Annotated in this window: 20 protein-coding genes and 2 pseudogenes; 13 read left to right on the forward strand and 9 right to left on the reverse strand. The window is 43.3% G+C overall.

Going from position 1 to position 19,759, the window contains the following annotated elements; all coding sequences use genetic code 11:
• Positions 1-71: 71 nt before the first annotated feature.
• Positions 72-938, forward strand: a complete 867-nt coding sequence (locus tag AC58P7_RS03555) for a YitT family protein (protein WP_497340875.1) — start codon at positions 72-74, stop codon at positions 936-938.
• Here AC58P7_RS03555 and AC58P7_RS03560 read toward each other — a convergent pair.
• Positions 935-1,648 carry a response regulator transcription factor gene (locus AC58P7_RS03560; protein ID WP_497340040.1) on the reverse strand — a complete coding sequence of 238 codons (714 nt, stop codon included), beginning with the start codon at positions 1,646-1,648 and terminating at the stop codon, positions 935-937. The genes AC58P7_RS03555 and AC58P7_RS03560 overlap by 4 nt on opposite strands.
• A 28-nt stretch (positions 1,649-1,676) precedes the next feature.
• The gene (locus AC58P7_RS03565) at positions 1,677-3,023 is read right to left on the reverse strand and encodes a sensor histidine kinase (protein WP_497340041.1); all 1,347 of its coding nucleotides are present in this window, start codon (positions 3,021-3,023) and stop codon (positions 1,677-1,679) included.
• Positions 3,024-3,187: 164 nt separating this feature from the next.
• Between AC58P7_RS03565 and AC58P7_RS03570 the strand changes: the two genes are divergently transcribed.
• Together AC58P7_RS03570 and AC58P7_RS03575 are read left to right on the forward strand one after the other, a co-directional pair.
• Positions 3,188-4,096 carry a CPBP family intramembrane glutamic endopeptidase gene (locus tag AC58P7_RS03570; RefSeq protein WP_497340042.1) on the forward strand — a complete coding sequence of 303 codons (909 nt, stop codon included), beginning with the start codon at positions 3,188-3,190 and terminating at the stop codon, positions 4,094-4,096.
• On the forward strand, positions 4,068-5,087 hold the full coding sequence (locus AC58P7_RS03575; protein ID WP_497340043.1) for an aldose 1-epimerase: 1,020 nt from the start codon (positions 4,068-4,070) through the stop codon (positions 5,085-5,087). Before AC58P7_RS03570 ends, AC58P7_RS03575 begins: the two co-directional genes overlap by 29 nt.
• A 1-nt stretch (position 5,088) precedes the next feature.
• Here the strand turns inward: AC58P7_RS03575 and AC58P7_RS03580 are convergent, their stop codons facing one another.
• The 3 genes from AC58P7_RS03580 to AC58P7_RS03590 all read right to left on the reverse strand — a co-directional run bounded on the left by AC58P7_RS03580 (position 5,089) and on the right by AC58P7_RS03590 (position 8,338).
• A complete protein-coding gene (locus tag AC58P7_RS03580) occupies positions 5,089-5,466 on the reverse strand; it encodes a YmaF family protein (protein WP_497340877.1) in 378 nt (125 codons plus the stop codon).
• Between the two features lie 60 nt (positions 5,467-5,526).
• The gene (locus AC58P7_RS03585; RefSeq protein ID WP_497340044.1) at positions 5,527-7,620 is read right to left on the reverse strand and encodes an LTA synthase family protein; all 2,094 of its coding nucleotides are present in this window, start codon (positions 7,618-7,620) and stop codon (positions 5,527-5,529) included.
• Between the two features lie 76 nt (positions 7,621-7,696).
• Positions 7,697-8,338 carry a DsbA family oxidoreductase gene (locus AC58P7_RS03590; RefSeq protein ID WP_497340045.1) on the reverse strand — a complete coding sequence of 214 codons (642 nt, stop codon included), beginning with the start codon at positions 8,336-8,338 and terminating at the stop codon, positions 7,697-7,699.
• 717 nt (positions 8,339-9,055) lie between these two features.
• Here AC58P7_RS03590 and yidD point away from each other — a divergent pair.
• The 7 genes from yidD to AC58P7_RS03625 all read left to right on the forward strand — a co-directional run bounded on the left by yidD (position 9,056) and on the right by AC58P7_RS03625 (position 15,634).
• On the forward strand, positions 9,056-9,280 hold the full coding sequence (gene yidD, locus AC58P7_RS03595; protein WP_497340046.1) for a membrane protein insertion efficiency factor YidD: 225 nt from the start codon (positions 9,056-9,058) through the stop codon (positions 9,278-9,280).
• A gap of 405 nt (positions 9,281-9,685) precedes the next feature.
• Positions 9,686-11,683 carry a methionine--tRNA ligase gene (gene metG, locus AC58P7_RS03600; protein ID WP_497340047.1) on the forward strand — a complete coding sequence of 666 codons (1,998 nt, stop codon included), beginning with the start codon at positions 9,686-9,688 and terminating at the stop codon, positions 11,681-11,683.
• Positions 11,684-11,797: 114 nt separating this feature from the next.
• A complete protein-coding gene (locus tag AC58P7_RS03605; protein ID WP_497340048.1) occupies positions 11,798-12,223 on the forward strand; it encodes a hypothetical protein in 426 nt (141 codons plus the stop codon).
• Between the two features lie 147 nt (positions 12,224-12,370).
• Positions 12,371-13,285, forward strand: a complete 915-nt coding sequence (locus tag AC58P7_RS03610; protein ID WP_497340049.1) for a metal ABC transporter substrate-binding protein — start codon at positions 12,371-12,373, stop codon at positions 13,283-13,285.
• A gap of 39 nt (positions 13,286-13,324) precedes the next feature.
• Entirely contained in the window at positions 13,325-14,104 is a 780-nt protein-coding gene (locus AC58P7_RS03615; protein WP_497340050.1) for a metal ABC transporter ATP-binding protein, read from the forward strand.
• A gap of 12 nt (positions 14,105-14,116) precedes the next feature.
• Positions 14,117-14,917, forward strand: coding sequence for a metal ABC transporter permease (locus AC58P7_RS03620; RefSeq protein ID WP_497340051.1), 801 nt, complete (start codon positions 14,117-14,119; stop codon positions 14,915-14,917).
• A 3-nt stretch (positions 14,918-14,920) separates the two neighbouring features.
• The gene (locus AC58P7_RS03625; RefSeq protein ID WP_497340052.1) at positions 14,921-15,634 is read left to right on the forward strand and encodes a cytochrome c biogenesis CcdA family protein; all 714 of its coding nucleotides are present in this window, start codon (positions 14,921-14,923) and stop codon (positions 15,632-15,634) included.
• Positions 15,635-15,646: 12 nt separating this feature from the next.
• Here AC58P7_RS03625 and AC58P7_RS03630 read toward each other — a convergent pair.
• Positions 15,647-15,978, reverse strand: a pseudogene (locus tag AC58P7_RS03630) (spore photoproduct lyase family protein); the annotation flags it as partial.
• A gap of 3 nt (positions 15,979-15,981) precedes the next feature.
• Positions 15,982-16,050, reverse strand: a pseudogene (locus AC58P7_RS03635) (spore photoproduct lyase family protein); the annotation flags it as partial.
• 180 nt (positions 16,051-16,230) lie between these two features.
• Between AC58P7_RS03635 and mntR the strand changes: the two are divergent.
• Together mntR and AC58P7_RS03645 are read left to right on the forward strand one after the other, a co-directional pair.
• Positions 16,231-16,656, forward strand: a complete 426-nt coding sequence (mntR, locus tag AC58P7_RS03640; RefSeq protein WP_497340053.1) for a transcriptional regulator MntR — start codon at positions 16,231-16,233, stop codon at positions 16,654-16,656.
• Positions 16,657-16,767: 111 nt separating this feature from the next.
• The gene (locus AC58P7_RS03645; RefSeq protein ID WP_497340054.1) at positions 16,768-17,742 is read left to right on the forward strand and encodes a patatin-like phospholipase family protein; all 975 of its coding nucleotides are present in this window, start codon (positions 16,768-16,770) and stop codon (positions 17,740-17,742) included.
• A gap of 1 nt (position 17,743) precedes the next feature.
• Here AC58P7_RS03645 and AC58P7_RS03650 read toward each other — a convergent pair whose 3' ends face one another.
• Complete coding sequence (locus tag AC58P7_RS03650) at positions 17,744-18,001, reverse strand: hypothetical protein (protein WP_497340055.1); 258 nt, start codon at positions 17,999-18,001, stop codon at positions 17,744-17,746.
• Entirely contained in the window at positions 17,998-18,888 is an 891-nt protein-coding gene (locus AC58P7_RS03655) for a DUF1385 domain-containing protein (protein WP_497340879.1), read from the reverse strand. Before AC58P7_RS03655 ends, AC58P7_RS03650 begins: the two co-directional genes overlap by 4 nt.
• A gap of 270 nt (positions 18,889-19,158) precedes the next feature.
• Between AC58P7_RS03655 and AC58P7_RS03660 the strand changes: the two genes are divergently transcribed.
• Positions 19,159-19,692 carry a YqhR family membrane protein gene (locus AC58P7_RS03660; RefSeq protein ID WP_497340056.1) on the forward strand — a complete coding sequence of 178 codons (534 nt, stop codon included), beginning with the start codon at positions 19,159-19,161 and terminating at the stop codon, positions 19,690-19,692.
• The last annotated feature ends 67 nt before the right edge of the window (positions 19,693-19,759 follow it).

The following is a 19,759-nucleotide window of genomic DNA, read 5'->3' on the forward strand; positions in this document are numbered from 1 at the left end:
AAAGAGAAGACAAGATAGGAGGGGACTCGAGTATGGAAAAAGAACAAATGCAACTAAAGAGAGAAGCAGCCATGCAGCTTCAACATCGAAAAATGACAAAAAGTGCGTTTTTTCGTCGTGGATTGTTCTTATTCATTGGGGCCGTGTTAATGTCTGTAGGGTTAGAAATTTTCTTAGTGCCTAACCGAATTATTGATGGAGGTATTACTGGGATTTCGATTATTTTATCGTATTTGACACAAGGGCCAATTGGATTGTTCTTGACATTATTAAATATTCCTTTCTTATTCATCGGGTATAAATTAATTGGTAAAACTTTCGCTTTATCTACGCTCTTCGCTATTTTGGTGATGTCGGCAGGCACGGCCTTGCTGCATCCTGTGAAGCAGCTAACGAACGATCCGCTGTTAGCCGCGGTATTTGGCGGGATTATCCTTGGCATTGGCGTGGGGATGGTCATTCGTTTCGGAGGATCTTTGGACGGAACAGAAATCATCGCGATTCTCGTTTCGAAGAAAATTCCTTTTTCCGTCGGCGAGATCGTGATGTTTTTCAACTTATTCATCCTTGGTAGTGCAGGATTTGTCTACACTTGGGATCGTGCCATGTACTCGTTGATTGCCTATTTTATTGCTTATAAAATGATTGATGTTACCATCGAAGGCTTCGATGAGTCGAAGTCCGTGTGGATAATTAGCGACAGCTTCAGAGAAATTGGAGAAGCGATCCTGGATCGATTAGGACGCGGTGTTACTTATCTAGAAGGAGAAGGCGGCTTTTCCGGGGATAACAAGAAAGTCATCTTCTGTGTGATTACGCGGCTGGAAGAAGCCAAGTTGAAGTCCATCGTGGATGGGCTGGACCCTAAAGCATTCCTTGCGGTTGGCAATATCCACGATGTCAAAGGCGGAAGATTCAAGAAGCGAGATATCCACTAGTTGGATTTCTTCTTCTCGTTTTCCTCTTCGTTCTCCTTTTGAGAAGAACCTCGTTCAAAAAAACCTAAATTTCTTAGTTGCTGAGCGGCATCCTTGCTGCTCGGACTTCCTAGCTTTTTCAAAATATGACCCACATGAATTTTCACTGTTCGTAAGGAAATGAAGAACCGATTCGCAATCTCCGTCTGCGTGTGCCCTTGATCAATCAAATCCAGAACTTGAAGCTCTGTTGGGGTAATAAGATCGCGCACCTCTTTGATCTTAAATTGCTGTTCCAATCGCTTTAACCTGCGGAATTCCTCGCGCATCTGTTCTGCAACCGCTGCATTAATAGTGGCTTGGCGTGCATGTGCCGCCCGAATAATAGCTGGAAGTTCCTCGAAACGCGACTTAATTTGATAGTCAATTGCACCTGCCTGGAAGGAACGGAAAATGAAATCTTTCTCTTCCATGGAGGTAAGCATAATGACTTTCGCGCCCCAGGATAAGAAGGCTTGCTCCGCTAATGCTATGCCAGCAGGTTCATTTTGCAGCATAATATCCATGAGAACGACATCAGCTGCAGGCGCAGCCATAAATAACATTCGAGCTTCCTCTGATGTAGAGCGGCTCTCTACGACAGTCATATCTCCCTGACGATTCAGATAATCAGTAAGACCGCGAAGCCAATCCAGATCGTCTTCTACAATGAGAATGCGAATCGTTTCCATACATAAACTTCCTCTCGCATCTGTTTCTTTATCGTCCCGGAAATGTTAAATAGACACTTGTGCCTTTACCGGGTTCACTGCTGATTTCCAAGTTTCCTCCGTGTTTTTTCATAACACTGTAACAGTAAGCAAGACCGAGGCCAAAGTTATTCCGATTGCTGCTTTTGGTCGTGTAGAAAGGTTCAACGGCTTGCTTGAGGACAGATTTTTCCATCCCAGTCCCTGTATCCTTGATTTCAAGAACGATATTTTTTTTGCTGGAAAAAGCCTTAATAGTTAGTTCCCCATCGCTACTCATGGCTTCGATTGCATTCATCAAGATGTTCGTTAACGTTTCTCCGACCTGGATCTGATCAAGGCTAAGCACGAGGTGATCTGGCAGCTCCAGATGAACTTGAACCGTGCCTAGTGAAGCCTCTAATGGCTGAATGACATCTTGAATCAGTTGACTTACGTCCACCTCTGCTACACGAAGTGGAAGTTCTTGCGTTTGTTCGTGAACGCGACTAATCATATCGCGAATGTGAGTGGATGCGTTCATCACGACATGAATGTCCTTGACGAGCTCCGTTTGCTGTGTGTCGATGGCGTGCTGCTTCATTTTTTCCAAAAATAGCCGCATTTTACCTACATCATTTTTGATAGCATGGTTAAGGATGGCTGTACCGGATGTAATCGCGCGAAGCGTGGAATCCAGCTTGCGGCGCTCAATCAGCAGTCGGATACCGAGAAAGCCATATTTGAAAAACGTAAATACAAAAAAAGGAACCACAAAGGCCAAAATCCACACATGATAGATCCACAAACGATAGAATCCAAAGCTCGGCATCACATAATTCAGAACGCCAACACAAAGAATTGCCGGTAGGAGTGCAAGACAGGTGAATAAATGAGTTCGTTTCATGGCTGGGAGATGCTCTTTTTTGAGCACTATCAGAACCGCACCAAGGAAAATGTATGGAAAAGCCCAAGTCACCACAATTCGAAAGTCGATGGGCATGTCTTCGGTGTACCCCGGTAATAAGATCAGACAGGCTGAAGGCGGTATTAACAATAAAAGAGGCAGCCATGTGCGAATGAGTGGTTTAAACCAAGTGGAATGATAAGCGATTGAGAGCATCGCAAATGAGTATGGTAAACCATAATAAGAAAGCAATGAGCTTGTGCTCATGACTCGATAGGATAGGGAGCTCAGCGCAGGATTAGGCGCGGTTTGTTGGAAATATGGGATTACATCCGCCGATATAACTGCAGCTAAGGCACCTGAGCCACCAGTAAAAGCGACTGCGCTCATCCAACGCATCGTACGCGAAGTGGGGTCGACAATTAGAAGACCTGAGGCGATGAACCAAAGTGCAAAAAGGACAAAAAGCATGTGTTCCTCCATCGATCGAGCCATTTTTTATAGTCTTATTGTGGCATGGCGTAATCGTTTGCACAAGAGTTTCCTTTCTAATAATTTGGGAGGATTTAGGGGGAGCTTCTCGAATAGATTGATCAAGAAAGGAGTGAAGATGTATCGAAGTGAAGAAGAGAAAGATGTTTTCTATTCTCCAAATCGTGGGAAAAGTGCTGTTAGCTCTCGTTTTTATTATCGTCATTACTGTCATCTTATCCATAGCTGCTGCTGTCATTGCGGTGCGGCTACAGCCCGAACTGATTGTAAGCATGGAGGCTGTCACTGGTAATGCATTTTTTATTAAAGCGTCATTATGGGCACAAATAGTAGGATTCATCAGTGGTGTTTATCTTGCCTTTTATATTTTTGAGCGGAAAAAAGGATGGGAACTGGGCCTTCATTTGAGGCAGTTTGGCAATAGATTAAGAGAAGGCTTTGCTTGGGGAGTCACATTGATTACACTTAGTAGTGCAGGAATCTGGCTGCTCGGAGGCATCCACATTGTTAATATGGAGTGGAGTCTGTCGAAGGGGTATGAAATTGGTGTAAGCTTTTTACTCTTTATTGGGGTAGCGATTAATGAGGAATTGTTTGCACGCGGTTATTTGCAGGGCATTGTGAAACATCGATTTGGTGCCAAAATAGCTGTTGTGGTTTCCACATTTGTATTCGCTTTACTGCATAGTTTTAATCCAGGCATGTGGAGTACTCCGTTTCCCTTTATTAATATCCTTTTAGCCGGGCTTCTGATGGGCATGTGCCGAGAGTACACGGGTAGTCTATGGATGCCTATTGGGTTGCACTTGGCATGGAATTTCATGCAAGGTTGTGTTTTTGGTTTTGACGTTTCAGGTATTCCAATGTCGTCACTAATTACGACAGAAACGAAGGGGTCTATGGTTGTTTCGGGTGGAGCCTTTGGAGCGGAAGGAAGCTTAGTAACAAGTAGTATTCTTGTACTTGGTATCATTATGATTTATAACTATTATCAAACCCGAATTAGATTTAATCGAACAAGGCATGCACATACCAGTCACAACAATCCATAAGGGGGATTTATCATTGAGTCAATATGAGCTTATACCTAGTGAATGGGAAGGGGAGTCGACGCTAAGACTCGTCGACCATCAAGCAGAAGCCGTGGCCGAAATTATTCCGGCCGTCGGACTGCACTTGTTCCGCTTCGATGTGCGGAACCACAGCTACATCGCGAAGCCAGCCGACTTGTCGGAGCTTCGCGTCAATTCTTCCCGCTACGGCGTGCCCATTCTGTTCCCGCCGGGGCGTGTCAAAGATGCGGCCTTCACCTTCGGCGGCCGCGAATACCGGCTCCCGGCGAATCGGGAGCCGGATCACGCCCACGGCCAGCTGCGCGAGCGGCCGTGGAAGGTTGTCGCCAGCGGCGCGGACGCGGCTGGCGGGGCGTATGTCTCCGCGGAGTTCGACATCGCGGAGACGCCGGACATGCTGGCGTATTTCCCACACGCCGCATGCTTCCGCTTCACGTACCGTCTGAAGGACGGTACGCTGTCGCTCAGCGGTGAAATCGCCAACCGCGGCGGCGATACCATGCCGCTGTCGCTTGGATTTCACCCGTACTTCGCGTTCGCGGAGGGCGAAGCGGACCGCGTGCGAGTAACCATTCCCGCGGCGGCAGAATGGCCGCTAACACCGGGTGGGTATGCGGCAGGTGAGCCTGTGCCGACAGCGCTCACAGCAGCCTTACAGAAGGGCGCGCATGTCTCATCACTGCCAGGGTATCCTGGGGGCTCTCAAATGCTCAGCATCACGCCAGGACCGCAAGTCTGCGAGCTAGCATACGAAGCTCGGGGTACGAAGCTTATCTATGATATGGGGGATAAGTTTCCGATTCATGTGCTCTTCACAGCACCATGGTCACAGGCCGTCTCGCTTGAGCCTTACACAAGTATCATGAACGTGTTCAATGAATCATTCTCATCCGAAATGTCGGGAGCCCAAGGCTTAGCGCCTGGAGCGACCTTCGCCTTTCGTTGGGCGATTCATATTGAAAGCCTATAAGTTACCAAGGTTCGTATCCAAAACCTATCGTTGAATAGCCTTGATAAGCATGCTGATGTAGCTCTACAATAATTCCTTCCTTCTCTGCTGATTTAGCAAGTGCGCCTCTTCTTCCCGTGTTATATAGATTGAGATCCACAATGCCTTCTAGTACATGTGTATGTGCACCATTTGCTAATGCAATTGGGGGTCCAGTAATTCCATAATAAGCATGATAGTGGCCATATTTAATCGCAGAAATGCCTTGATATTGATGGACATGCTGATCATAAGAAGTCCCGTTCACATTGAAAGTGTACAGTCGCAAAAGATGATGGTGTCCTAAAACTTCTGAAGTAATCGTTGTAAAGAAATGAACATGTGCTGGTGGAATAGTCATCACCACACAAAAGCCCCCTAAGAGTAGGATATGCTTCATCCTATTCATAGGGGGCTTTTGTCATGACGATGGCAACGGATAAAGGTTGGATTGACCAATTTTCATCTTTTTATCATCATACACTCGTACTTCAACTTGATGCGTTTTACCTGTTTCTAGAGCTGGATTTGATGCAACATCGACATACAGCGTATCTTTTCCATCGAAATTAGATTTGACTTCCTTCCCATCAATATACACATTACAGGAGGAGAAGAAGGGGGAGCCCGTTACCAGAATTTTATTGTCAGCCAACGTGACCTTCGAAATCACAGGATCACCGTACCCGAGTGTATACGAAGGTTGAACGATCGTATCTTTATAACCTTTAGCCTCATAGCCATAACGGCCACCAAATAAATTATCATACTGCATCTTCTCATAACCAGCGAGATCGCTCTCCTTAATGTTATAAGTCGACCACATGTCTTGAGGTGGAATTACAGGTATTTTCTTTGATAAATCATATAAATAATCCGTATAGTAACTTCCCTTCACACCAGCCATATGCAATAACAGGGGACCTAAGAAAGAGGGACTTGAGTTCAGATTCAATTGCTCTTGGTCGGCAGGTAAAAAGTTATTCCAGATCACATAAGGTGTGTAATGTGTTTTCGTATACAGATCAGGGTCATCAGGCAGTACATATTTGGCATCGCGATATACTTTGTAATTTTCTTCGAAAAATGGAAAGTGGTCACCGAAAAATAGGATAATCGTCGGCTCTGACTTTTTCGAGTAATAATCAACGAGTGATTGCAGAGCTTGATCTGTTGCTGTAATACCTTGAGCGTAGGTTTCTAGAATACTTTTGGATTCTGCCGATATATCACCAGTAACCTGAATCGTATTCTTGCTAAACTTTCCTGGAGGATAAGGATGATGATTTTCCATCGTATTGGCAAAAACAAAATCAGGACCAGGGCTTTTTTCGGTTTCCTCTATAATTTTGTTCACAACAGCATGATCAGCATAGTTCGGTCCTGAGAAATCATTAGGGAAATATTCGCTCGCAATAAATCTCGAAAAACCGAAATGCTTATATACCTTTCTGCTGTCGAAGAAATAGCTAAAGAAGGGATTTATCGCGGTTGCCGTGTAACCTTGCCTAGTTGTAATGCTCGCTAAAGAGTCTACACCGTGATTCATATACTCAATATAAGGGATGATTTTATCAGGTGATTTCCCAAAAAAACGCATCGAGTTCCCGGACAAAACCTCAAATTCAACATTGGCTGTACTTCCGCCGAATTGCGGAGATAACATCTTACCGCTTGTGAATTTTTTCTGTAACTCATGCAAATGCGGAATAGGATCGCGACTGAATGTAACGTTTTTCATTGTCGTTAGATCAAAAAATGACTCACCCAACATAACGATAATATTCGGTTTTTTATCACTCGCAGCTGGTTTATCAGGGATCTGGTCAAGTAGGGCTGTGATTGCTTTTTTACTATAACCATCTGGCTTCGCAACATTCAGAAAGTTAAGCATCTGCACGGAAGCGTACAAATAGCCATTCTCATCATATGTAATTGTTTGATCCCAAGGAACCGTGTACATCCCATATACATTTGTAAATGAAATAGGTTTATCCATATACAAACTGGTCACCATAACGATTGCGATTACACCATATACACTGCGTTCGATCCAATTGAACCGAATTGTACGCTTACGCAAAATAAGATGAAATAGACATGCCACAACAATTAGAAAAAGTGCAGGATAACCAATGAGATTAGCATTCAAGTAGCCGTGCAAAAACTTCTTATATTCCATGAGTTGATTATTAAAATAAAGATCCCAAGGATAATAAGGCGAACCAATCGCCTTTAACTTACTGCCGCTAATCACGCCCAAAGGTAACAAAATGGCACAGAGGAGCCAGAACGAAAGCCGAGTACGACCAGTCAAAGCAATAAGAAACAAATACAATGTTCCAACAACGAAATAAGCAAGCACCATGGCTAACGGATAAGTCGTGAACCAATGATGAAACTCCTTGTAAGAACCTCTTTCCAAGTATTCAACAAAACACATCAAAACAAAAGGAAGAATCACAATCATTGCGCGAGTAGGCAGCTGCTTGAGTGCCTTAAGTAAAGTAGTCATTCATAAAACTCCTATTTATCAGCTTATAAAAACCCGAGTCTCCGTGTTGGAGATGCTGGCATGAAATTAAATGAGTTCAAGCTTCGTTCGAACCCTCTGCACTAATTTGCTCAAGAGCTTGTAGAAAAGTAGCCGCTGGTTGAGCACCTGTTAAGGCATATTTACGGTTAATAACGAAAAAGGGTACCCCCGTAACGCCAGCCTGACTGGCAAAGGCAAGATCATCCTCAACCTGCTCCAAACCTTCTTTGGCGTTCAGTCTCGTGAGTGTTTGCTGCGGATCCATACCCAGCTGTGCTGCTGATTCAAGTAAAATATCCAGTCGTCCAATATCTTTTCCATCCTCAAAATACCCCTTAAACAATTCATCAACAAGCTGTTTTTTGATGTCTTCAGGTGCAATCGCAAGAAGTTGATGCGCTTTTAACGTATTTGGCATTTTCTCCACTTGAGCAAAATCAAAATGTAAACCTGATGCTTGTCCAGCCTGCGTTACTTGTTGGAGCATGGCTTGTAACTTACTCTCATCCGCTCTGAATTTATTACGCATAAGGGTTTCAAAATGCTGCCCCTCGACAGGTGTTGATGGATCAAGCTGATAAGCACGATAGTGAATCTCAACGGGTTCAGCAGTAAAACTTTCTAGTGCATCCATCAAATTCTTCTTACCGATACGGCACCACGGACACACTAAATCTTGAAATATCTCAATAATCATTTTGAATAAACTCCTTCAGTCCAAAATAAAAGTAAAACACGCGCAAAATCTTCGATTATTCCACCTTCAACATTATAACCCAAACCTGCATATTGTCACCAACAAGTGATCAACAGTATTACTCACAAGATCCAGCATTCTGAAGTATCTACAAGTTGCTTTTTCTGGATTAACCTCGCAAATCCTTAAAGAGAGAAAACTCAAACGTAAATACAAAGACAGCAACACTTCATCAAGATCTGAATTCTGAGCTATCTACAAGTCGACGCCCATGGTATTGCTTTATCAATCCAGGCTTTGTTTGAGCGTGGAAAGGATGTTACGGCGTACGGGCTATCCGAACTTTTACATATTAATTATAGAAGTGCTAAGCTGTTACTACAGAAAATTTGTTTTGCATTCAAAAAAGAAGAGAATAGAGCGCAAAGCTTTCAAAAAGCGAAGACATCCCGTCTAGATTCGTGTAATTCTAAGAAATCTTCTACCAAAATTGCCGAGCAGGAGTCGGTCACGGATTCAATAAGTCAGTGTATAGAAGTGAAGGTCAAACCTATTTCGCTCATCCATGAAAAAATTAGTTTCTATTCATTTATACTCTAGTTTCTTGAAATGTTTTCAAATGTGAGGCATGAAGAACCTATACATTTGACGCGATTCCTATTTTCAGGCAAGATGAATAGTAAGGTTAACACTTTACTATGAACTAGGAGATTGCTGATGAAAAGGGTTGTTCAAGCCCCCATCCATTTTTATCGGAAGTTTATTTCGCCACTGAAGCCTCCAACATGTCGATTTTATCCAACTTGTTCGCAATATGCGTTAGAAGCAATAGAGGTTCATGGACCCATGAAAGGGTCTTGGTTATCTGTGAAACGAATATGCAAGTGTCATCCATTTCACCCTGGTGGTGTGGACCATGTGCCTGCAAGGAAGATTAATTAAGTTATAAGAATCTGTGTGCTTGACATGCGGCTATTTTTTTCGATATATTGTGCTTAAAGATGCTAAATATTGTTGATTTCGATGAACGGATAAGTACAATCGGATGCCTATGAACAGAGAGCCGGGTCAGGTGAAAGCCGGTATAGGAGAATGTTTGGAATATGGTCCCGGAGAAAAGGCCTTCGAGCTTCTCAGCATAAGCTTGTGTTGCAGTAGCACACAATCATGTTGAGGGTAAGCTGGCCTCGTGTCCCAGCGTTAATGGGCAAGTCGTCATAGACTTACTAAGCCCCGAGCTTGTGAAAGGCGGGGGAAGCTGGGTGGTACCGCGTGAGTTCAACTCTCGTCCCAAGATGGATGAGGGTTTTTTGTGTTTTCAACTATCCGCTAATGGAGGAACGAATGATGTCCGAACAATCAAAAACTTTTTACATCACTACGCCGATTTATTATCCGAGTGATAAGCTGCATATTGGTCATGCGTATTCGACTGTTGCAGGGGATGCGATGGCACGTTACAAACGACTTCGGGGCTATGATGTTAGATACTTAACTGGAACTGATGAACATGGGCAGAAGATCGAACGTAAAGCGCAAGAAAAAGGAACGACTCCACAAGCATTTGTAGACAATATTGTCTCTGGCATTAAGGAACTATGGGCGAAGCTGGACATTTCTTATGATGATTTTATTCGGACAACGGAAGATCGTCATAAGAATGCGGTTGCTAAGATATTTCAACGTTTGCTGGATCAAGGGGATATTTACCTTGGTGAGTATGAAGGATGGTATTGCATTCCGGATGAATCCTTTTTCCTAGAGAGTAAGCTAGTCGATGGAAAATGTCCTGATTGCGGCCGCCCTGTAGAGAAAATGAAAGAACAAACGTATTTCTTCCGGATGAGTAAGTATGCGGATCGTCTTGTTCAATATTATGAAGAGAACCCTGAGTTCATCCAACCTGAATCTCGTAAGAATGAAATGTTGAATAACTTCATTAAGCCTGGTTTAGAGGATTTGGCTGTTTCGCGAACGACTTTTGATTGGGGAATCCGAGTTCCAGGCGATCCGAAGCATGTTATTTATGTTTGGATTGATGCACTTTCCAACTATATTACGGCACTAGGTTACGGTTCTGATGATGAGACGATTTTCAAGACATATTGGCCAGCTGATGTACACTTAATGAGTAAGGAAATTGTACGTTTCCATACGATTTATTGGCCAATTATGCTTATGGCACTTGATTTGCCATTACCGAAAAAAGTGTTTGCACACGGATGGTTGCTCATGAAGGATGGCAAAATGTCTAAGTCCAAAGGCAATGTGGTAGATCCGGTCACGTTGATTGATCGTTATGGTTTGGATGCGCTTCGCTATTACCTCATGCGTGAAGTGCCATTTGGTGCAGATGGTACATTTACACCTGAGAGTTTCGTAGAGCGTGTGAATCATGATCTAGCCAATGATTTGGGTAACCTTTTGAACCGTACGATCGTGATGATTGATAAATATTTTGCGGGTAGAATTTCAGCTTATATAGCTGGAGCTACAGAATTTGATGAAAGTCTCTTGGAAACGGTTCGTTCAACCGTAGCGAAGTATGAGGAAGCTATGGAGAAAATGGAGTTTTCCATCGCACTTTCAGCTGTGTGGCAGCTAATTAGCCGCACGAATAAATATATCGACGAAACGCAGCCGTGGTCGATGGTGAAGGATGAAGCCAAGCGTGATACGCTAGGCTCGGTCATGTATGTGTTGGCTGAATCCCAGCGCATTTCGTCTGTTCTTCTTCGTCCGTTCTTGACGAAGACACCTGAACTGATCTGGGCACAGCTAGGATTAGCTGCTGAAGATTTACCTCGGTTGACTGCCTGGGAGAGCGTGCAGTCTTTCGGACATCTCCCTACAGGCACCAAGGTGCAAAAGGGAGAGCCAATGTTCCCAAGACTCGACGTTGCGGCAGAGGTCGCTTTCATCGTCGAGGCTATGGGCGGTGGTGCATCCGCTAGCGCCGCTGAAACAACAGCAGCACCAACGACCGCTGCTGTTGAGTCCGTACCTGCGCCGGAGCCAAAAGATGAAATCGGTATCGACGATTTCGCCAAGGTGGAGCTGCGCGTCGCACAAGTGATTTCGGCGGAGCCTGTGAAAGGCGCCGACAAGCTTCTCAAGCTGCAGCTTGATCTCGGCTACGAGCAGCGCCAAGTCGTTTCGGGCATCGCGAAATTCTACACACCCGATGATCTCGTAGGACGCAAGGTCATTTGCGTCACGAATTTGAAGCCTGCCAAGCTGCGCGGCGAGCTGTCTCAGGGTATGATTCTCGCCGCTTCACACGGCGATCAGCTTACGCTTGCAACCGTACCTGATTCGATGCCGAACGGTGCGATAGTGAAATAATACCCCCAATCCAGAGACCCTATCCCTGAACTTTCAGGGACAGGGTCTTTGACTTTGGGGGTATTTTTGCGGACAAAGGGCAAGCTATAGGAAACTAACCACGGAGTGATTGAGATGCTTATTGGGCGTATAGGAAAAGGGATAGCCATAGCGATATTGATCATCACTTTGACAGCTTGTTCTTTATTCGGTGGACAAAAGAAGAAGGAAGAGGCTAAAAAGGAAGCTGAATCTAAAAGTAAAGAAAGTGTGATCGATCAAGAACTGAAAAAACAATATCAGATGTACAATGAGGTAATTAAATACCAAAAAGAGCAAGATGCTAAACTTATTAAAGAGTCGGAAGAGCGTTATAAAAAGTTAAAAGAAGAATCAGACAAACCTACTAAGGGCAGCAGCGAGGATAAACAGAAAGCTAAAGATGCTAAAGGTGGAGGAGGGGATGATTCCGAAGGTTCTGGGGACTCAAAGGGCTCTGGAGATTCTCAAGACTCTGGAGGAACAGGGGGAGAAAAAAAGTCGGATGATTCGGAGAAATAACGGAGTATAATAGAAATGGCCATGCTGTGAACGATACAGCTGGCTTTTTTGACTTTCCTCCCAAGATATTATTGACTTCAATAAATCCACCTCGTATAATCAAAACGTTAATAAAAAAAATTACGATTTAGAGTGGGTGTTCAAGAAATGACGAAATATGCTAAACGATTTATGTACATAGGTTTAATGATGCTTGCTGTATTTTGTATCGCGGGCTGTGGAAGCTCAAAAGAGGGATTAGTAGATGGAAAAGTCAATGTCGTAACTAGCTTTTATCCCTTATATGATTTCACGAAGCAAATTGGCGGCGATTATGTGAATGTGATTAATCTTGTTCCTGCAGGTGTTGAGCCGCATGATTGGTCTCCAAAAAGCAGAGATATCAAGAATATGTCTGGATCAGAAGTTTTTGTGTATCAAGGTGCAGGATTTGAAGGTTGGGTCAAAGATTTTCTTGGAAGTCTATCAAGTAAATCAACTCTTCGTGTCGTTGAAGCTAGTCAAGGGGCTAATTTGATCACAACCGATGAGAATAAAGAAGAATTTGATCCGCATGCGTGGTTAAGCCCGTTAAATGCCCTTAAAATGGCTAATAATATTAAAATAGGTTTAATTGACGCGGATCCGACTCATAAGGAAGCGTACGAGCAAAACTATCAGAAGTATGCTGCTAAATTAATGGAGTTAGATGCTAGATATAAAAAAGAACTTGCTCAAACATCCAAAAAAGAAATTGCTGTATCTCATCATGCTTTTGCATATCTATGTAGAGACTATGGCTTGACTCAAATGTCCATCATGGGCTTATCGCCTGACGCAGAGCCTACAGCACAAGATCTAAAGCAAATTAATTCCTTTATTCGAGATCATCAGTTGAAGTATATTTTCTTCGAGGAGCTTGTTTCGGATAAATTAGCGAAGACGTTAGCCAAAGATGCGAAAGTAGACACCTTAGTGCTCAATCCACTTGAGGGACTTTCAAAAGAAGAACTAGATGCTGGTGAAGATTATATTTCGATCATGAACAAAAATTTAAAAAACCTAGTCCTCGCGTTACAATAAAGGGAATAGGACGATTATTGGTTAGTCAGGAGAATGCAGATGGAGAATAGCGAAAAAATGGTATGCCATCAGAATATCGTTTCGATCGATCATATTTCATTTTCATATGAAAATAAAACAGTCATTAACGATCTTCAGTTTAATGTGCTTGAACGCGATTTTGTTGGCGTGATTGGTTCCAACGGTGCAGGTAAAACTACGTTACTTAAGATGTTAGTCGGCTTGTTGAAGCCAACAAGTGGGGAGATCCGATTATTTGATCGGCCATTGAACCAATTCAAGGATTGGGAACGTATAGGCTATGTCCCACAAAAAAATGCCTTCAATCCTTTATTCCCGGCAACAGTTAGGGAGATCGTGCTTTCTGGCATGTATAACAAAAAGAACGTCTATCGTAGACTGTCCAAAGCTGAGTTGCAAAAAGCAGAAGATGCGATGCTAGCGATGCGCATCGAGGATTTAGCTGATCGACGTATCGGTCAACTTTCTGGTGGTCAGCAGCAGCGAGCTTTCCTAGCGCGTGCCATTGTTAACAACCCGGAGCTGCTCATCTTAGATGAGCCTACAGTAGGAATTGATGCCGAAACGCAAATTGGTTTCTTTCGAATGATCAAGCATATGCATCAGCATCATCATATGACCTTCATCATGGTTTCCCATGATATGGACATGATTCAGTCGTATCTTGGAACAGAGCCAAAGCAAATAAGCGGCGGAATTAAGTTTTATGTGAAGCATACCCATGATCCCGAGGATTGCCGAGAGACGAATTTAGCACATTCACTCGGCCAGATTCGAGAGATGATCGGAGTTCAGTAAGGAGCGGGCATTTTGGACATATTTACAGAGTACTTTTTTCAGCGTGCTTTAATAGGTGGTTTGTTGATCGGGATTACAGCGCCATTGATGGGCGTTTTTCTCGTTCTCAGACGGTTATCCATGATCGGGGACACGCTTGCACACGTTTCGATTGCCGGTGTGGCGTTAGGGTTCTTGATTAATGTATACCCGTTAGGTGTAGGACTCGTGTTTGCCTTACTCGCCTCATTTGCCATAGAACGATTGCGTAAAGCGTATAAAACCTACGCAGAGCTTTCGATTGCCATCATCATGTCAGGCGGTGTGGCACTGGCGACACTTCTTTTTACACTAGGCAAAGGCTTTAACATGAACGTCATGAGTTATCTGTTTGGGAGCATCTATACATTGGATTCCACGGATTTATGGGTGGTTTTAATTGTATGCGTGTTAGTTATCGGTGTTATTGTATTTCATTTCAAAGAATTTTTCTTAATGTTTTTTGACGAGGATGCAGCGAGTGTAAGTGGACTTCCTCTAAAATTTTATAATATGATGATTACGATGCTGACTGCACTTGTCATTTCAGTTGCTATTAAAATTGTAGGGGCATTACTGGTATCCTCGTTATTAACGATTCCGGTCGCCTGCAGTTTGTTAATTGCTCGTAGTTTTAAACATTCCGTCTTTTTAGCGATTTTATTCTCAGAAATTGCTGTAGTCGTAGGTCTTGTAGTAGCAGGGATCTGGGATCTAGCACCAGGAGGTACGGTTGTACTAAGCCTCATCGCGATCTTGATAGGGATTATTTTAAAAAGAGGATTGAGGATATAAATCATGGATTCTGTTAATTTATGGATCGCTCTCTGGGCGGGAATTGCTTCCTTTATTTCGCCGTGCTGTTTGCCGTTATATCCATCGTTCTTATCGTATATAACAGGTATTTCAGTCAGTGAATTGAAGTCAGGGAGAACAACTGCCCAAGTACGGCGTCAAACGATGCTCCACACTTTAAGCTTCATCGTTGGCTTTTCCATCATTTTTTATGCATTAGGGTTAACGGCAGGTTTCGTTGGAAGCTTCTTTATTGACTACCGTGACTTGCTTAGACAAATTGCGGCATTATTAATATTTGTAATGGGACTTTTTCTACTCGGGATATTTCAACCGCAATGGCTAATGAAAGAACGCAAATTATCGATTAAATTTCGTCCTGCAGGCTATGTGGGCTCTGTGTTTGTTGGCATGGGCTTTGCAGCGGGCTGGTCGCCTTGTGTCGGACCGATTTTGTCAGCCATTTTGGCGTTAGCGGCAACTGAACCCGGTACATGGTTTCAGTTAACAACCGCGTATTCCTTAGGTTTTGCGATTCCATTCTTTGTACTTTCCTTTTTTATCGGCTCAACCAAATGGATCTTGCGTTATTCCAACACCATCATGAAAATCGGCGGGGGTTTGATGATTGTGATCGCCATTCTCCTCTATACGGGTAAAATGACGCAAATCACCCTTTGGTTGAACTCCATTACACCAGATTTCTTGAAATTTTAGGAGTCAGGTAAAATATTCACGTTTTTCTTCATTCATTTCTTGCTTCGTTTTGGAATAACGTTTCACGATCATATTTTTCGCAGTTTTCGTAAACGATGCTGAATCATCTCAAACGTAAGATCGTGCGTGGCTTCCGGAGGAAGCGTGTTTTGAAGCTTTACAAGTAATGTGGCATAGCCTTCTTCCCAACCTTCATGCCAAATAATAGGTGCAATAATAAAGCCGAGCGGATACCCTGCCTTGGCTACTTTACCTGCCTCTTCAATTCTTTCGTTGTACCGAGAAGTGCCAGGTTCGAAGTTTTTGATTACATAATCCGCATTTACGCTAAATCGAAAACGGGTAGCCTACGCGATCAGGATCGCATACTCGGCAGATGGTTTGGACGTTTCGAATTTTAACGTTTCCCGGATACCTACGACTAGGGTTCACTTGGCAATCCGAATCCTCATCGAATCTGAATAACAATCTATTATTTTAGAGTGCCAAAGACAAGACCTGAAGAATCATGGGAGATTTGACCGCATCTGGGTTGATGGATTATGATAGGAAAGCAGTATGGGTAAGAAATAAGCACAGCAGGGGGAAATATAGCAATGGCTACGCCAAGTATGGAAGATTATTTGGAGAGAATATACAAGCTTATCGATGAGAAAGGTTACGCTCGTGTTTCCGACATTGCTGAAGGGCTTGAAGTGCACCCCTCTTCCGTGACTAAAATGATTCAAAAATTAGATAAAGATAATTATTTAATCTATGAAAAATATCGCGGCCTGATCCTTACGCCAAAAGGGAAGAAGATGGGCAAGCGTTTGATGGATCGGCATGAGCTTCTGGAAAATTTTCTAACGACAATAGGTGTCCATGAGGACAATATATATAAGGATGTCGAAGGTATTGAGCACCACTTGAGCTGGGATTCCATTACTTGCATTGAAACCTTATTGGAATATTTTCGAAGAGACCCGAGTAGAGCAGAAGAACTTATGAATGTGAGAAAAGAATTAGAAGCAGAAAGCTAGGACAGAGACCGGATACGGTGCTCTGTCTTTTTTTTGGGAATAGAAACAAACTGCCCCCGCATACATACCTAAGAAGCCCTATGAAATGGAGCTATGGAAGGGGTGCCGCATATGAAAATCAATGGTGTATTTGAAGGCGGAGGTGTCAAAGGAATTGCTTTGGCAGGAGGCGTTAGTGCAGCCATCGAACAAGGGTATACCTTTCATGCAGTTGCAGGTACAAGCTCTGGCTCGATTGTGGCGGCTTTATTGGCAGCGGGATATACGGGGGAAGAAATGCGAGAATTGATTCTCAGGGCGCCATTTAAATCGTTTATGCAACGCTCTCCTATTTTCAATACGAAGTTTATCGGTCCCGCGGCACGCTTACTGCTCAAAAAAGGGCTCTACTCCGGCGAAGCATTGGAGCACTGGGTTAATCAACAGCTAGCGGCTCGCGGCATACGCACTTTCGGAGATCTTAAGCCCAATCAACTCCGTATTATTGCTTCAGATATTACACAGGGCAAGTTATTAGTTCTGCCCAATGATATTGCCCAATACGGCATTGAGCCGGGCAGATTTTCTATTGCCAAAGCTGTGAGGATGAGCACGAGTATTCCTTATTTCTTCGATCCCGTCCGCATTCGCCGCAATATAAAAAGCTCTGCGAAGGCTAAGCCTTTCACAGAGCAGTTTAATTATATCGTCGATGGTGGCTTGCTAAGCAACTTCCCGCTTTGGGTGTTTGACAATGAAATGCCTCGCGACACCAAGCTCATACCGGTCATTGGCTTCCAACTCGTTGGGAAAAGCGATACGCCAACACACACAATACGAGGACCCATTACGATGCTTGAAGCGCTCTTCAGCACGATGCTCAGTGCGCATGATGAACGCTACATCGAGCAAAAGAATCGCTTCCGGACCGTTAAAATCCCTACGCTAGGTGTTGGGAATACGCAGTTTACGATATCCAAGGAGTTAAGTATGTCACTGTACGAGTCGGGCTTCCTGGCAGCTAAGGCGTACTTCAAAAGCTGGTCAGCCAGCACCTATGAGGAAAACTATGAGAAATATGTGATGCGGCCGCCGCATAAATCTTGACTTAGTGATACTTTGGGAAATCATCCTTATCCGTATCTTTCGTTCCGTTGATAACACGAAATTTGGCGTTTTTCGTTTTACCTTTTGCAGAACCACGTGAAATTGTAGGCTTCTTCCAACGGGAAGGTGGAAATTTATACAGGACAAAAATCGCTCCAAGCACAAGAATAGGAATGAATAAAGCTCGTAAGCTAGCGATTAAGCCTATTGCAATCAAAACGCCTATGGCAATTTCAATCGGAGAAAACTTTCTTCTCATGCCCGTCCCTCCATAATTCGTTTTTCCGCTTCTAGCATGCGGTTAAAAGATGCAATGGACACCTCAACTTGTTTGTCTTCAGGTTCTTTGGTTGTAAGGAGTTGAAGCCAAAGTCCTGGATAGCCTAAATAACGAAGAACAGGAACTTCACGAAGCGAGTTCGTAAAACGTAATACTTCATAGGAAACACCAATCACCAATGGCAGTAAAATTAAACGTTGAACAATACGCTCGACATACCCGTCATAGTGAAGGAACGAGTAGATCACAACACCGATTAAAACAGTGAAAACGATAAAGCTGCTTCCGCAACGATAATGAAGTGTGTTGAATTTTTGCACATTGCTCACCGTTAATTCTACGCCTGCTTCATAGGCACTAATGACTTTATGCTCTGCGCCATGATATTGAAACAATCTGCGAATCATAGGTGTAAGTGAGATGAAGTAGATATACCCCACAAGCAAAATGATTTTGATAACACCTTCTATAAGATTATGAAGAATTTGATTGCTAAATACATTTTGAAACAAAAACTGTTCAATAATAGCTGGAACTAAGGTGAAAATAAATTTACCAAATAAAAATGAAAGGACACCAACGACCGCAACACCTAGCACCATTGAAATGTTGGAGAATAGACCTGTTTTCTCTTCTTTTTTATTTGTGTTGTCGTCACCTTCTTGCTCAGCGAACGATTCAGCCGAGAAATTCAGATGCTGTGCACCTTTGGCACTGGACTCGATAATACCTACAATTCCACGAACAAAAGGAATTTTCTTAAGCGCTTGAACCCAAGGAATCACTTTCTTCGGTACTTCCAAAAAATCAAGGGAACCGTCTTTTTTGCGCACAGCAGTTACATGCACATTTCTTCCTGCGAACATGACGCCCTCGATGACGGCTTGTCCTCCGTATATACTGTTTTGTTCTGCCACAAGATTCACCTTCTCATCTTTCTCGAATTCAGTTATTTACCACAATAGAAAGTATAAGTTTTCGGTTCCCGAAAACGTCTTTCTATTTGGCGATAAAACCTACCTCTAAACGCGGTCGCTCTTCTTGAATTGCCTCGATAAAGGTTTTCTCACTTTCTTATTGTAACGGATTCAGGTGTTGAATGCTACCGATTGCGACAGAACATACTATGATTGCCAATGAAAAGACAAGCTGTAACGGAAGAGAAAGGAAGATATCAGATGACGAGTGCGCATGCTGCGGAGAAAAAACAGACAAATCGCTGGGTTTTTGTGCTATATATCGGTTTTTATGCTGGGCTGATATGGGGTGCCCTCAAAATAGTCGAGAATTACTTCAAGTTTACGACCATAGGAATTGGCTTTCTTGTCGAACCTTTTTTCAAACATGATTTTTTCAACACCTGGCTAGGACTGTTCATCGGGTGGATGGCATTTGCTTTATTCTCGATTTTCGCAGCCATGATCTACATGGGTACCATGTGGAAACTGCGCAGTCCCTTTTGGGGGATCACTTACGGTGCCGTATGGTGGGCTATTATTTACCTTTTCGTAGGGCCGATTACGGGAATGGTGTATTGGATTACAGAATTAGAGCTTAATACAATCATTAGTGATTTTTGTTTATTTCTTGTATGGGGGATGTTTATTGGGTATTCGATTGCAATTGAATATACAAGCGCTAGAACACCAAATGCTATACCCAAGACATGAAACTTATGGTAAAATATCAAAGGTTAATTAGGTGCGATAGGCTAGTTGCCAATGTCGATTGTTTCGG

It is taken from the genome of Paenibacillus sp. J22FR5, assembly GCF_059691975.1.